Genomic DNA, 13,376 nt, shown 5'->3' with positions numbered 1-13,376 from the left:
TCGCAAACCTGGCTCACTCCTCGCGCTCACGCCTTGTCGAGCGCGGCCTGGAGCGACTGCTTGTAGGCCGTGCTGGTGTAGGTGGCCCCCGAGACCGTGTTCAGGTTGGCGCTCTGCTTGGCGACGACCTCGCCGGAGCTGCCGCTGTAGCGAGCCTGCACGTCGTCGCTGCGCAGCCCGGACTGCCCGTCCAGCGGCAGGCCGAGACCGGTGGCGTCGACGATCCTGCTCCCGCTCAACGTGATCCGCACCTGGAGCGAGCCGTACCGGTAGCTGACCACCGGCCCGGTGACCGTCCGGGTGGTGACCTTCGGCGCGCTCGTGGTGGTCCGCGGCGCGGCGGGGGTGCTCCTGGTGGTGGCGCTGCTCCGGGTGCCGGGGGTGCGGCTGGCACCCGCCTTGGCGGTCGGCTTCGCCGAGGCGCTCGGCCGGGCGGAGGGGGTGACGCCGCCCGGGGTCGGCTCGGGGGCCGCCGAGCCGCCGGGGGCGACCGGCGCTTCGGCGACCGGCCGGTCCTGGGCGGCCTGGCCGGCGCCCGGGGCGCCCTTGAGCACCACCAGCACGGTGGTGCTGGCGGCCAGGCCGGTGATCGCGAGGAGCGCGCGACGCATGGGCGGGCCTCTCTACAGCTCGAAGGTGGCGAGGTGGATCTGCCGGCGCGGCACCCCGGCCCGGCGCAGCGCCCGGACCGCCTCCTCGACCAGGCCGCCCGGGCCGCACAGGTAGACGTCGCGCCGGGTCAGGTCGGGCACCAGCCGGCGCAGCCCCTCGGGGCTCATCACCTGGCGGGGGCCGGGGTCGTCGCGGGAGCCGACCACGTACCAGACCGAGGTGTGCCGGGCCTGGGCGAGCCAGTCCAGCTCGTTGTGCAGCAGCACGTCGGCCGGGGTGCGGGCGCGGTAGATCAGCGCCGCCCCGGGCGGCAGCTCCTCCAGCATGGCCCGCAGCGGGGCGATGCCGCTGCCCCCGGCGATCAGCAGGGCGCGTTCCCGGGTCCGGTGGGCCGCGGTGAAGGTGCCGGACGGCCCCTCGGCCCAGGCCCGGGTGCCCGGGGTGAGATCCCGCAGGTCGGCGGTGTGCCGGCCGACGACCTTCACGGTGAGCCGCAGCCAGCGGCCGTTGCCCGCCGCGGAGAGCGAGAACGGGTGCGACTGCCACCAGCAGCCGGGGTTGAGGAACCGCCAGCGGAAGTACTGGCCGCCGAGCAGGTCGATCTGGTTGAGCCGGTGCCCGGTCAGGTAGATCGAGATGGTGTCCCGGCTCTCCGCCACCACGTCGGCGACGCGCAGCCGGTGCCGCAGGTTGAAGCGCAGCGGGGCGATCAGCCGCCCCCACACCAGCGCGGCCACCACCAGCAGGTACGCGGCGATCCAGCCGGTGCGCACCGGGCCGGGCTCGTAGAGCTGGGCGCCGTTGCTGAACTGGTGCCCGTAGCCGAGCAGCAGGGCGAGGTAGCTGGTCAGGTGCAGGTGGTACCAGAGTTCGTAGGGCAGCCGCCGGCGGACGCCCCGGACCGCGGTGAGGCCGACCGCCACCATGATCCCGGCGGCCACGAAGGCGGAGACCATGTCCTCGTAGTGGGTCAGCAGGGCGCCGACCTGGCCGAGGATCGAGTTGCGCTCCAGCCGGGCGTAGCCGACCACCAGCAGCGCCAGGTGGGCGAGGACCGCCACCAGCAGGGTGGCGCCGAGGTCCCGGTGCACCCGGGACAGCCGCTCGCCGCCGAGCCAGCGCTCCAGCACGCCGAGCCGGCTCATCATCAACACCTGCACCAGCAGCAGGTAGCCGGCGACCAGGCCGGTGATCCGGCCCGCCGCCGTGAGCACGTCGGTGGTGCCGGCCAGCGAGCCGGGCGGGGTGGCGAGCCACCAGGGCAGCACCGCGGCGACCAGGCCGAGCCAGAAGGCGGCGGCCAGCACCCGCCGCCCGCCGGGCCCGCGACGCGGCCGGCCCGGGGGTACGGGGGCAGCCGGACGGCCGCCGTACGGGGCGGATGCCCCGGTGCGGCGGCCGGCGGCGAAGGTGTCCTGATATGTCACGCGTACAGCTTCACGGGGGTGTATTTCTGCCGGGGGAAGACCTTGTCCACCTGCGCGGTCGTCAGTCCGAACCGTCCCTGCGCGACCGAGCCGTAGACGTTGAACATGTTGTTGTACTCAGGTACGTCTCCACTGTCGAGATCGTTCAACCCGTTCCAGGTGCCGAGGAGCGAGCCGGCGAGCTTGCGCCCGGACAGGATGGTGACCACCCCGCCGTGCCCGTGGTCGGTGCCGCCCTGGTTCGAGGCGACCCGCCGGCCGAACTCGCTGGACACCATGACCGTCACGTCGGCGGCCCGGTCACCGAGGTCGGTGAAGAACGCCGCCATGGCGTTGGCCAGCTCGTTGAGCCGGCGCCAGAGCTGGCCGCCCTCGCGGGTGCCCTGGTTCTCGTGGGTGTCGTAGCCGCCCATGCCGACCGTCGCCACCCGGACGTTCGCCCCGCCCTTGATGAGCTGCGCGAGCTGCTGGAAGGCGTACCCGACGCCCTCGTACTTCACCCCGGCGGCGGCCGCGTACGGCTTCGCGGCCAGCTTCTGCGCGGTGGCCAGCGCGCCCATCCCCTCGCTCACCGCCTCCTCCACCGGGTGGTTGATCCCGGTGAAGAGGCCGCGGATCGCCTTCTCGGTCGCGGCGCGGTATTTGGCGTCGCCGTTGAGCCGCAGCTCCCCGACGTTGTTGAGGGAGATCGCGCCGTTCACGCCGACCAGCGAGCGGGGCAGCGTGCTGCCGATGCCGACGCTGCGGAACGCGGTGCCCTTGCCGAGGGTGTCGACCAGGCTGTCCAGCCAGCCCCGGCCGCCGGTCTCACCGGGCAGGCCGCCCAGGTTGCAGGCGTCGGCGGCCTGGAAGTGGCTGCGCGACAGCCGCGGGTCGGAGACCGCCGGCACGAAGCCGAGCTGGCCGGCCTTGAGCCACTTGTCCAGCGGGGCGAACGCGCTGGTCAGCTTGAAGCCGCGACCGAGGGCCAGCGAGTCGTTGCCGAGCAGCAGGTCGGGGCGGGACTTGCTGAGCACCGGGTCGTCGGCCGGGGCGACCAGGCTCAGCCCGTCCAGCCCGCCGTAGAGGAAGACGTGGATGAGGGTGCCGGTCTTCGTCGCCGCGAAGGACGCCGAGGTGGTGACGAACTGGGCGGTGGCCAGGGCCGTCGCGGTGGCCGCGGCGCCGGCGACGAAGGTACGCCGGGTGACGCCCCGGCCGTCCTGCTGGGCCTCCTCCACCTCCTCCAGCCGGCGGTACCGGTCGGCCTCGGCGGCGTTCTCGGCCGCGACGATGTCGGCCTCCGCGCGCAGCAGCGCCTCGGCCGGGTTGTCGGCCAGCCGCCGCAGGTCGGGGCATTCGGGGTGCAGGGGGTACGGGTTCACGGTCATCTCCATCGAATGCCTCACCGGAGGTGGTGCTGGGGGGACGCGAGGATCGTCCGCGCGACCGCGGCGATGGCCCCGTTGAAGGTGGCGTCGACCTTGGTGCCCGCCGACACGCCGGCGACACCGAGCACGAGGGCCTTCTCCTTGGCGCTCAGCTTCTGGTGCACGAGCCGCAGGGCCAGCGCGTCCACGTACGCCCCGGCGGTCGCCGGCGGCTTCGCCACCAGCTTCTCCGGCCGGACATAGGTGAACTGCTTGCGGTAGGCGGCGATCAGGTCGCCGGCCTCGTTCCAGCCGTCGACCATGGTGCCGGCGGAGGTCCAGGCCACGTAGACGTCGGCGTAGCCGTCCGGGGTGGGCTTGCCCATCGGATACTGGCCCAGCTCGCGCATCTTGTCCTGGATCTGCCGCAGCCCTTGGGCGAACGGGGTGCGCCGCTTGTCGCCGTCGAAGCCCGCCGACGCCTCCGGCCCGACGCCCAGCGACCGGTAGGTGGCGACCAGGTACTCCATCGGGCGGCGGACCTTCTGGCCGACCGAGGCCCAGAACTCCGACGAGCTGAACAGGGTGGCCAGCACCGGCCGGATCTGCCCCTTGTTGGTGGTGTACGCCTTGGCCAGCCGGTCCACCAGCGACTTCGGCGGGGTGTCCGAGACGAACCGGGTGGCCAGGCTGCTCGCCACGTACCGGGCGGTCGACGCGTGCATCGCGATGTAGGTGATGTACTGGTCGATCACCTTGTCGGCGACCTTCGGGTCGGCCGAGTTGTTCGCGTGGCTGAACCCGAGGATCTTCACCTTGCCGAGGTAGTGGCGGTCGGCGTGGAAGACGTACTTCCCGTCGGCCACGCCGCGTCCGGTCTGCAGCATCGCGGCCTGGCGGACGTCCTTCTCGGTGTAGCCGCCGTCGACGCCGACCGAGTAGAGCTCCAGGTTCTCCCGAGCCAGGTTCTCGTTGACCGCGTCCTTGCGCGAGTCGGTCTGGTTCAGGTAGATGAGCAGCGCCGGGTGCTTGTTGGCGGCCACCAGCATCTCCGGGTAGCTGCCCAGCGCGTGCTTGCGGATCACGTCCTGGTCGAAGGAGTTGCGGTAGATCTCGCCGCCGTCGAAGTCGGCCGCCACGTGCAGGAAGTCGTTCCAGAAGTCGACCATCACCTCGAAGAGCTGGCGGTCCGACCAGATCTGCCGGGCGATGGTGGCGTCCACCGTCTCCCGCTCGGGTTGGGCGCCCCGCTCGTTGAGCTGGTCCCGCTGGTCGCGCAGCTGGGTCGGGGTCAGCTTGAGGGTGGGCAGCTCGGCCAGCTTCAGCTCGGCCTTCGTCGGCGCGATCTTCTCCGGCTGGAGCTGCTGGCGCAGCCAGTCGTCGATGCCGAGCCGCTTGATGTCGGCGAGCACCTTCGGCGTCGGGCCGAACGTGGTCCGGCTGGCCAGGTGGCGGATCGGGTCCTTGGCGAGCACCGTCTTGACGGTCACCTGGGTGGCCGCCGCGGCGGCCGCCGGGCTGGCGAAGACCCGGCCACCGGACGGCGCGTTGCGCTTGAGCGCCGCGCCGGCCCGCGAGCCCATGTAGCTCTCGTTCTGCTCGGTGTAGGTGCGCACCGTGCTGGGCTGCTGGCCGCTGGGGCGGGCGGCGGTGCCGTCGGTGGCCACCGTGCCGGTCGCGTCGCCGGCCACCGGGTCGTCGGAGAACAGGCCCCGGACCTGCGGCGACAGGAGGGCGGCGCCACCGGCGACCACCGCGGCGCCGCCGAGCGCGGCGAGGGCGCGCCGCCGGCCGCGGCGCGGCTCGTCGTCGTCCAGGTTGGGCAGTCCCGGGGTGGGCGGCGGGGCGTACCCGCCGGACGGCTGGGGGTAGCCACCGGCGAAGCCGTCGGGCCCGACCCACTGCGGGCCGGACGCCGGCGCCGCCGGGGCGGCGTGACCGGCGGGACCGGCGTACGGCATGGCGTTGTCGCGGTACCCGTCCGGATGGGGGTGCTGGAATCCGTCCCAGCCGCGGTCGTCCCGGGGTCGACGCGGTGGCACGTTCAGGTCGGCCATGTAGCTTCCCGTTTTCTTCGAGCGCCGGCACGCCTGCCACCCAGGGGGTGGGCGGAGGGGCGGCGACGGTTGCCGGAGGAGTTGCTACGGGAAAGTAACCAGGCGCTTCGGGGGGCTCAAGACGCGCCGGCGGCGAACGCGAGGGCACTTAAGACGGTGCTCAGGCCGGCTGCCCGGCGGCCGGTGCCACCGGCCCGGCCCGGCGACCTCCGGAGCAGGGCCGACCCGGGCGGTCCCGGCCCGGACGTGACGTTTTCGCCCGCCGCGACGCTGCTGGCGGCGTTCAACCACTGAGGGAAACTTAAGGCACGGATAAGCCTGCGCTGAGGTGTCCGCGCGGTGCGTGCGGGCCTGTCCGACCCCGCCGAAAGTAGCGGTGGGAGCAGCGCGTGACCCGCCTCCGATCCGGGTATGCCGCCGAACCGCTGAAGCCGTGAGGGGAAGGCACCGCCATGCTCAGCAAAGAGGATCAGCGCAGGTTCGAACAGATCACCCGCCAGCTACGGGAAAGTGACCCGCAGTTCTTCGCCCGGCTCGACCACCGGGCCCGGGGCCGCCGAGGCCGGTACCTGATGCTGTTGACGATCGTGCTGTGGGCCTCGCTGCCGGCGATGACCGTACTGGCCGGGCGGCTGGCCGGCGCGATCTGCGCCGTGGTGCTGCTCGCCAACGCCGGCCTCATGTGGCGGTTCCGCCGACGCTGGCTATGACCGCGACACCGCCGGAGACGGTCAGCCCGGGTCGTCCGACCCGGCCTCACCACGGCCGAACTCCCGGTACGCCCGGCGGAGCCGCTCCGCGAGGCCCGGGCCGCCGATCGCGGCGCCCGGCGGGCCGAGCTGGCGCAACAGCAGCTCCGGTCCGGTGGCCAGGGCGGGCGGCCGGTCCGGCAGCGCCACCGGGGACACCCAGAACCGGTCGACCTCGTCGTCCGGCGGGACCGCCGGCAGGCCCACCAGCACCCGTCCCGCACCGGCCACGGGCCGCGCCGGCCCGGAGTCCGCGTCCACCGGCGCGACCGGCCCGTCCGGGACCGCCGCCGGGCCGGCCGGAGCGGCGCCGGGGGTGGCGGCGCCGCGGAGCGTACGCAGCCGGTCGAGCAGCTCGCCCCGGGACCGCCCCCGCCAGTGCAGGAGCTGGAACGGGTCGGCGTCGAACGCCTCCGCGAGCAGGTAGAAGGTCGCCGCGAGGTGCTTGCACGGCACCGCGAAGTCGGGGCAGCCGCAGTGCTGGCCCAGCTCGCCGACCGTGGCCGGGAAGAGCGGCGCGCCCGCCGCGTCGAACAGCTCCTCCAGCTCGGCCGGCAGGTCACCGGCGAGCAGCCGGGCGCTGAAGAACGCCTGCCCGGCCAGCTCCGCCTCGATCCGCTCCCACACCCCGTCCGGGTACGCGGCCAGCCCGATCCGCACCGGGTAGGGATCCGGCCGGGACCCCTGCACGCTGGCGGTGACCAGCCCGGGCGCGATGTCGAGCCGGAGCACCTGCCCCCGGCGCGCGTACGCCCGGCCCCGGGTGAGCCGGGTGCCGAGCGCGAAGGACTCCAGCACCTCCAGGAAGCGGCGGGACCACCAGGAGCGCCCGATGGCGCCCTTCGTGCTGCGCGCCCTCAGCCCGCCCTCCACCCGCCGGGGCGGGCCGAACTCGGCGAAACGCGATCCTCCGTCCGGTGTGGTCACTCCACCACCGCCCCGGACTCCAGCGCGAACAGCTCACGCAGGGTGTCGGTGGACAGCTCGGTGACCCACTGCTCGCCGCTGCCCACCACCCGCTGGGCCAGGCTCCGCTTGTCCGCGATCATCGCGGCGACCTTCTCCTCGACCGTGCCGGCGCAGACGAACTTGCGGACCTGCACCCGGCGGCGCTGGCCGATCCGGAACGCCCGGTCGGTCGCCTGGTCCTCGACGGCCGGGTTCCACCAGCGGTCCACGTGCACCACGTGGTTCGCCGCGGTCAGGGTGAGCCCGGTGCCGCCCGCCTTGAGGGAGAGCACGAAGAGCGGCGGGCCGGCCGGGGACTGGAAGCGGGTCACCATGGCGTCCCGTTCGGCCTTGCCCACCCCACCGTGCAGGAGCAGGACCTCCCGGCCCGTACGCGCCGACAGGTGGCCGCGCAGCATCCCGCCGAACTCGGCGTACTGGGTGAAGAGCAGGGCCTTCTCCCCCGCCGCCAGCACCTCGTCGACGATCTCCTCCAGCCGTTCCAGCTTGCCGGAACGGCCGGGCAACGCGGAGCCGTCGTGCAGCAGCTGGGCGGGATGGTTGCAGACCTGCTTGAGCCGGGTCATGGTGGCCAGCACCAGCCCGCGCCGCTCGATGCCGTCGCTGGACTCGATCTTCGCCATCATGTCGTCGACCACGGCCCGGTAGAGCGCCGCCTGCTCGGCGGTGAGGTTGCAGAGCACCTCCATCTCCAGCTTCTCCGGCAGGTCGGTGATGATCGACGGGTCGGTCTTGAGCCGGCGCAGCACGAACGGGCCGGTGATCCGGCGCAGCCGCTCGGCCACGTCGGCGTCGCCGTGCCGCTCGATCGGCTCGGCGAACTTCTTCTTGAAGGTGGCGGCCGGCCCGAGCAGGCCCGGGTTGGCGAACTGCATGATGGACCAGAGGTCGGCGAGCCGGTTCTCCACCGGCGTGCCGGTGACCGCGACGCGGTGCCGCGCGGGCAGCGACCGCACCGCCTCGGCCTGCCGGGTGGAGGCGTTCTTGATCGCCTGCGCCTCGTCCACCACCACCCGGTGCCAGTCGATCCCGGCCAGCTCGTACGCGTCCCGCGCGGCCACCGAATAGGTGGTCAGCACGAGGTCGGCGGCGTGCACGGCCGCCGCGAACGCCTCGCCCCGGGCCCGTTCGGCGCCGTGGTGCACGTGGACCCGTAGCTCCGGTGCGAACTTCGCCGCCTCCCGCTGCCAGTTGCCGACCAGCGACATGGGACAGACCAGCAGCGTAGGCCCGGCGTCCGGCGGGTCACCGGCGAGCAGCGCGAGCAACTGCACGGTCTTGCCCAGCCCCATGTCGTCGGCGAGGATCCCGCCCAGCCCGAGCGACTGGAGGAAGCCCAGCCAGGCCAGCCCCCGCCGCTGGTACGGCCGCAGCGTCCCGACGAACCCGGGCGGCGGGTCGGCCGGGGTGAGCCGCCGCTCCGCCTCCCCGGCCAGCAGCTCGCCCAGCGCGCCGTCCGCGGCCACCTCCAGCACCGGCAGCTCGCCGGGGCGGTCGGCCCCGGCCAGTCCCATCCGCAGCAGGTCGGCCACGGTCAGCTCGCCGGAGGAGCGGAGCAGCCGCAGCCCGGCTTCGAGCCGCTGCGGATCGAGCTCGACCCAGCGGCCGCGCAGCCGGACCAGCGGCGACTTCAGGTCGGCCAGCGAGGCCAGCTCCTCGGCGGTCAGCGGCTGGTCGCCGAGGGCCACCTCCCAGCGGTAGTCGACCAGGGCGTCCATCCCGAGCCCACCGGCGGCGACGGCCACCGTGCCGGGCGCGGTCCGGCTGCGCGCCCGCAGCCGCGCACCGAGGCGGGCGGAGGAGCGCCGCCACCAGGAGGGCAGCAGCACGCCGAAGCCCGCCGCGTGCAGCACGGGCGCCCCCTCCCGGAGGAACCGGTGCGCGCCGTCGGCGTCCAGCTCCATCCCGTCCGGCGCGGCGGTCCGCAGCGCGGCGTCCAGCTCCGGCCAGAGCCGGCTGGCCCGGCCCAGCTCGGCCAGCAGGGTCTCCTGCGGGTCGACGCCGCGGGCGGCGAGCGCGGGCGTGGGCCGCTGCCAGATGTGCGCGGCGTCGACCACCAGCCCCGGCTCGTCGGTCGGGTGCAGGCCGAACTCGACCCGCCAGGCGCCGCCCTCGACCAGTTCGGCCACCGGATCGGCGGCCGGCTCGACCAGGCGGAACGCGGCCCGCACCGGACCGCCGGCGGCGTCGCGCTGCCAGGCGTCCAGCTCGTGCCGAAGCGTGTCCAGGGCGGCCGGGTCGGCGGCGAAGGCACGCTCCGGGCCGGTGAGCGCGGCCAACCAGGCCGGCACCGGCCCGCCCGGGCGCATGCCCCGGGGCAACCGGGTGTCGGCGAGAGCGGCCCGGGCCGCGGCGTCGACCAGCGCGTCCAGCGCCTCGGCCACCAGTTCCCCGAGCTCGACCCCACCCGCCGCGCCGTGCCGCGCTGCCCCGGCAGCGGGCTGGGACGTCGACCCGGCCGGCGCCCCGGCTCCCGACCCCGACGCGGCCCCTTCGACGCGGCCTGGTGCCGGCGAGGGCGGGACGTCCGCCGCTGTGGGTGCATCTGTGGTCGCCCGGGCGACAACAGACGCACCCGGATCCACGGCCACGGGGTGCCACTCGCGGGCGGCACGGGCGGCCGGGGGCAGGGCGAGGGCCAGCGAGCGGGCCCAGGCCGCGTCCGTGCCGGTGAGCAGCGGACGCCAGACGGCCGACGCGGTCACCACGTCCGAGTCGTCCACCACACGCAGGCCCCGTCGCCCACCGGCGGCGCGGACGGCGGCGACGGTCGGGGTGGGATCGGCGAGTCCGGGCAGGACGCGGCCGCGGGTGACCAGGTCGGCGGCGAAGTCGGCCAGCTCGGCCAGGTGACGCAGGCTCGCCCCGGCCACCGCCTCCTCCGGTTCGAGTGCCCGGAGCAGGGCGAATGCGGCGTCCGGGGCGTACACCAGGGCGGGGGCCCGCCAGCCGGCGCGGGTGACCGGGCCGCGGACCGGCTCCCCGACGGCGGCCCGGACCAGCTCGGGTGAGTCCAGCGGCGAGCCGGCCCGGGTGGGCAGGTCCAGCAGCACGGCGGCCGGCACGCCCGGCGGGCCGCCGAGCGCGGCGGCCAGGGTGGCGTGGTCGGCGGCGAAGGGGTGCGGCCGCTCGCGCGGGGCGCGGCCCGGCCGGCGGGGCGCGCGCGCCGGGCAGGTGCTGTCCTCGGCCCAGACGGCGAGCCCCTGCCCGGACAGCCACAGCCCGTGGATGACCAGCACGCACTCCCCCTCGACGACGCCCGGGGCCAGGATAGGCGGCCGGCGCGGACTACTGTCGGCGCCATGGTCGATCTGCTCGTGGTCGGCGGGTTGGGCGTGGACATCCGCGCCCGGGTGCCCGCCCTGCCGTTGCCGGCCGCCGACTCGCTGGCGGTGCCTCCGATCGAGTTGCGGGTCGGCAACACCGGGGCCGGGGTGGCGCTGGCCGCCCACGCGCTCGGCCTGCGGGTGGCGCTGGTCGACGTGCTCGGCGCCGACCCGGCCGGTGACGTGGTCCGGGCGGCGCTGGCCCGCACCTCGGTGCGCGCCGTGCTGGCCGACGCGCCGGCCGGCACCCGCCGCTCGGTGAACATGGTCGACCCGGCGGGCCGGCGGATGTCGCTCTACGACCCGCGCCCGTGGTCCGGCCCCGCGCCGTTCGCGGAGGCGGAGCTGGCCGGGCTGGTGCGGGAGGCCGCGCACGTGCACGTGTCGATCATGGATTGGGCCCGGGACGCGCTGCCGGCCCTGCGGTCCGCCCTCGGCGCCGGGGTGTCGCTCTCCACCGACCTGCACGACTGGGACGGCGAGAACGACTACCACCGGCCCTTCGCCGACGCGGCCGACCTGGTCTTCGTCAGCGACGTCCAGCTGGGCGACCGGGCCGGCAAGGTGGCGGCCGGGCTGGCGCCACGGACGGTGCTGGTGACCGGCGGGGCGGCGGGCGCCACCCTGCACGGCACGGACTCGCCGCCGGTCCACGTGCCCGCGACCACCCCGCCGGCAGCCGTGGTCGACACCAACGGCGCGGGCGACGCGTTCGCCGCCGGCCTGATCGCCGCCCGGCTGCGCGGGGCCACCCCGCTCGACGCGGCCCGCTACGCGGCCCGGGTGGCCGCGGCCGCCTGCACCCACGACGGCATGGAGTATCCGGCCGGCCTGCTGCCTCAGGTCTGAACCCGGTCAGATCGCCCCGGTCTCGCCGTCGGTCAGCTCGCGCACGATGTCGGCGTGCCCGGCATGCCGGGCGGTCTCCTCGATGAGGTGCACGAGCACCCAGCGCAGCGACACCTCGCCGAGCTGCGGGTGCGGCACCACGTGGTCGAGGTCGAACCGGGCGGCGACGGCCCGGGACCGGGCGCAGGCGGCCCGGTAGGCGGCGGCCAGCCCGTCCACCGTCTCGCCCGGGTCGAGCGTGAAACTGGCCTCGGCGTCGGCCTCGCTCGTGAGATAGACGTCGCCCGGGCCGGGGGCGAACAGGCAGGGCAGCCAGTTCCGCTCCACCAGGGCGAGGTGTTTGAGCAGCCCGGCGAGGGTGGTGCGGGAGGGCACCAGACGTCGGGTGGCCTCGGCGTCGGAGAGACCGCGCGCCTTGCGCAGCACCGTGGCCCGGTGGAAGTCGAGGAACGATTCGAGGATCGCCCGTTCGTCGCCCGTGCGGGCAAGGACCGGACCGAGGGTGGGGTCGATCGTCGGTTCCGCCATTCCCGGAACCTAGTCGCCCGGCCCGCCGGCGCGCTGCCCCTCATCCCGCTGCGGGCCGACGATCGGCGGGGCAGGATGGGCGCATGGCATCCACGGTGCAGATCCCCCTGATGGGCGGCACGGCCGATGGCGAGGTGGTCACCGTCGAGCTGGACAGCAACGGCCGCCCGCCGCTGACCCACCACCACATCGGTCCGGAGGGGCTGGCGCACGCCCAGATCTACGAACTGCAGTCGGACGACAAGCAGGACGGCTCGTGGGTCTACACGTTCCGGGGGCCGGCGGCCTGACGGCCGCTCAGGCCGTCACCCGGGTCAGCGTCCGCGACCGGATGCTCTCCAGCACCCCGCGGGTGACCTGGGAGGTGCCGTGGGCCTGCTCGCACACGGCGGCCACCAGCCGGGCGGTCTCGTCGGCCCGCGCGTCGCGCTCGTCCCACAACCGGTCCACCTCGGCCAGCAGCGGGCCTTCCACCTCGCGCTCCACGCCGCGCAGCGCCGGCACCCCGAGCCGCTGGGCCAGGTCGAAGACCTTTCCGGCGTACGGCAGGGGCAGGAACGGGGTGCCCATCATGGCCGCGAAGATCAGGAAGTGCAGGCGCATGCCGACCGCGAGGTCGAAGTGCCTCATGAGGCCGAGCACCTGCCGGGGCGAGTAGTCGTTGTGCAGGATCCGGCCCCGCTCGGCGGCGACCATGTGCGACATCACCCCGTGCGAGTGCCGGATGTCGTCGCGTTCCATCGGCACGAAGAGCACGTACGCGTCGATCCGGTGCACCAGGAAGTCGCTGATCTGGGCGAGCAGGCGGTGGTAGCCGTCGACGTCGAGGCGTTCGGCCGCCCGGCCCGGTTCGCGGACGCTCAGCCCGACCAGCTGCTTGCCGGCCGGTACGCCCTCCTCGCGCAGCCAGCTCTCCGGGAACTCCTCGGGCGTGAGCAGGAACGCCGGGTCCGCGGTGACGGTGATCGGGTTCAGCAGCCCGGCCTCCTCCAGCACCATCCGGGACTCCTGGTCCCGCACGGTCACCTCGGTGGCCTTGCCCAGGGTCTCCCGCACCATCCCGGTGTCCACCCCTTCGCTGAGCGGGCCGACCCCGACCGCGTACGTGAGCAGCGGCAGCCCGCGCTCCTGGGCGACCCGGACCACCCGCAGGTAGCGCCGGGCCTCCTTGTCGTAGAGGATCCCGCCGCCGCCGAGGACGAGCAGGTCGAGCTGGGCCAGGACCGCCGCCGAGTCGACCCGGCTCACGCCCTCCCAGGGCACCGCCTCCACGTCCGGGTGCTCCAGGGCGGTGTGTGCGGGGTTCCGCGAGAAGACGATGATCCGGGCGTTCGGCTCCTGCTCACGCAGGTCGGCCAGGAGGCCCGTGAGGATCGCCTCGTCACCGAGGTTGCGACCGCCGTACGAGCCCAGCACACCGATGGTCAGTCCGGTGCCATCCGTCATCGTCGCTCCTCCCCAGGTGCGTCCCGGTCAGCGTTCCCGCTGGTCGCGGGGACATACCTGGCCG

11 protein-coding genes are annotated in these 13,376 nt (G+C 74.7%); 3 read left to right on the top strand and 8 right to left on the bottom strand.

The features are described 5' to 3' along the window. Positions 1 to 26: 26 nt before the first annotated feature. Genes ABZ452_RS06410 through ABZ452_RS06395 form a run of 4 tightly spaced genes read right to left on the bottom strand, consistent with a single transcriptional unit; the run spans position 27 to position 5,445 of the window. A complete protein-coding gene (locus ABZ452_RS06410) occupies positions 27 to 611 on the bottom strand; it encodes an FMN-binding protein (protein WP_357939553.1) in 585 nt (194 codons plus the stop codon). A gap of 12 nt (positions 612 to 623) precedes the next feature. Further along, positions 624 to 2,039: a ferredoxin reductase family protein gene (locus ABZ452_RS06405; RefSeq protein ID WP_357939551.1), complete on the bottom strand. Its 1,416-nt coding sequence runs from the start codon at positions 2,037 to 2,039 to the stop codon at positions 624 to 626. Then, positions 2,036 to 3,409 (bottom strand): DUF1501 domain-containing protein, encoded by a 1,374-nt coding sequence (locus tag ABZ452_RS06400; RefSeq protein WP_357940048.1) that lies wholly within the window; start codon positions 3,407 to 3,409, stop codon positions 2,036 to 2,038. Before ABZ452_RS06400 ends, ABZ452_RS06405 begins: the two co-directional genes overlap by 4 nt. Before the next feature lie 14 nt (positions 3,410 to 3,423). Next, a complete protein-coding gene (locus tag ABZ452_RS06395; protein ID WP_357939549.1) occupies positions 3,424 to 5,445 on the bottom strand; it encodes a DUF1800 domain-containing protein in 2,022 nt (673 codons plus the stop codon). Between the two features lie 452 nt (positions 5,446 to 5,897). On the opposite strand from ABZ452_RS06395, the gene ABZ452_RS06390 reads away from it, so the two are divergent. Further along, entirely contained in the window at positions 5,898 to 6,155 is a 258-nt protein-coding gene (locus ABZ452_RS06390; protein WP_355349829.1) for a DUF3040 domain-containing protein, read from the top strand. 21 nt (positions 6,156 to 6,176) lie between these two features. Here the strand turns inward: ABZ452_RS06390 and ABZ452_RS06385 are convergent, their stop codons facing one another. Both ABZ452_RS06385 and ABZ452_RS06380 read right to left on the bottom strand, forming a co-directional pair. Continuing rightward, a complete protein-coding gene (locus ABZ452_RS06385; RefSeq protein WP_357939547.1) occupies positions 6,177 to 7,121 on the bottom strand; it encodes a hypothetical protein in 945 nt (314 codons plus the stop codon). Next, positions 7,118 to 10,402, bottom strand: a complete 3,285-nt coding sequence (locus ABZ452_RS06380) for a DEAD/DEAH box helicase (protein WP_357939545.1) — start codon at positions 10,400 to 10,402, stop codon at positions 7,118 to 7,120. The genes ABZ452_RS06385 and ABZ452_RS06380 overlap by 4 nt, the downstream gene beginning before the upstream one ends. Positions 10,403 to 10,465: 63 nt before the next feature. Between ABZ452_RS06380 and ABZ452_RS06375 the strand changes: the two genes are divergently transcribed. Continuing rightward, positions 10,466 to 11,338: a carbohydrate kinase family protein gene (locus tag ABZ452_RS06375; protein ID WP_357939543.1), complete on the top strand. Its 873-nt coding sequence runs from the start codon at positions 10,466 to 10,468 to the stop codon at positions 11,336 to 11,338. Positions 11,339 to 11,344: 6 nt separating this feature from the next. Here ABZ452_RS06375 and ABZ452_RS06370 read toward each other — a convergent pair whose 3' ends face one another. Continuing rightward, positions 11,345 to 11,866 (bottom strand): DinB family protein, encoded by a 522-nt coding sequence (locus ABZ452_RS06370; protein WP_357939541.1) that lies wholly within the window; start codon positions 11,864 to 11,866, stop codon positions 11,345 to 11,347. Between the two features lie 83 nt (positions 11,867 to 11,949). Between ABZ452_RS06370 and ABZ452_RS06365 the strand changes: the two genes are divergently transcribed. After that, the gene (locus ABZ452_RS06365; protein ID WP_357939539.1) at positions 11,950 to 12,156 is read left to right on the top strand and encodes a hypothetical protein; all 207 of its coding nucleotides are present in this window, start codon (positions 11,950 to 11,952) and stop codon (positions 12,154 to 12,156) included. A gap of 7 nt (positions 12,157 to 12,163) precedes the next feature. On the opposite strand, the gene ABZ452_RS06360 is transcribed toward ABZ452_RS06365, so the two are convergent. Continuing rightward, a complete protein-coding gene (locus tag ABZ452_RS06360; RefSeq protein ID WP_357939537.1) occupies positions 12,164 to 13,312 on the bottom strand; it encodes a polysaccharide pyruvyl transferase family protein in 1,149 nt (382 codons plus the stop codon). Positions 13,313 to 13,376 lie beyond the last annotated feature (64 nt).

The sequence above is a fragment of the Micromonospora sp. NPDC005707 genome, assembly GCF_040631005.1.
Classification (GTDB): Bacteria; Actinomycetota; Actinomycetes; order Mycobacteriales; family Micromonosporaceae; genus Micromonospora.
Note: the sequence above shows the minus strand (reverse complement) of the source record. Positions and strands in the feature narration are given on the sequence as shown.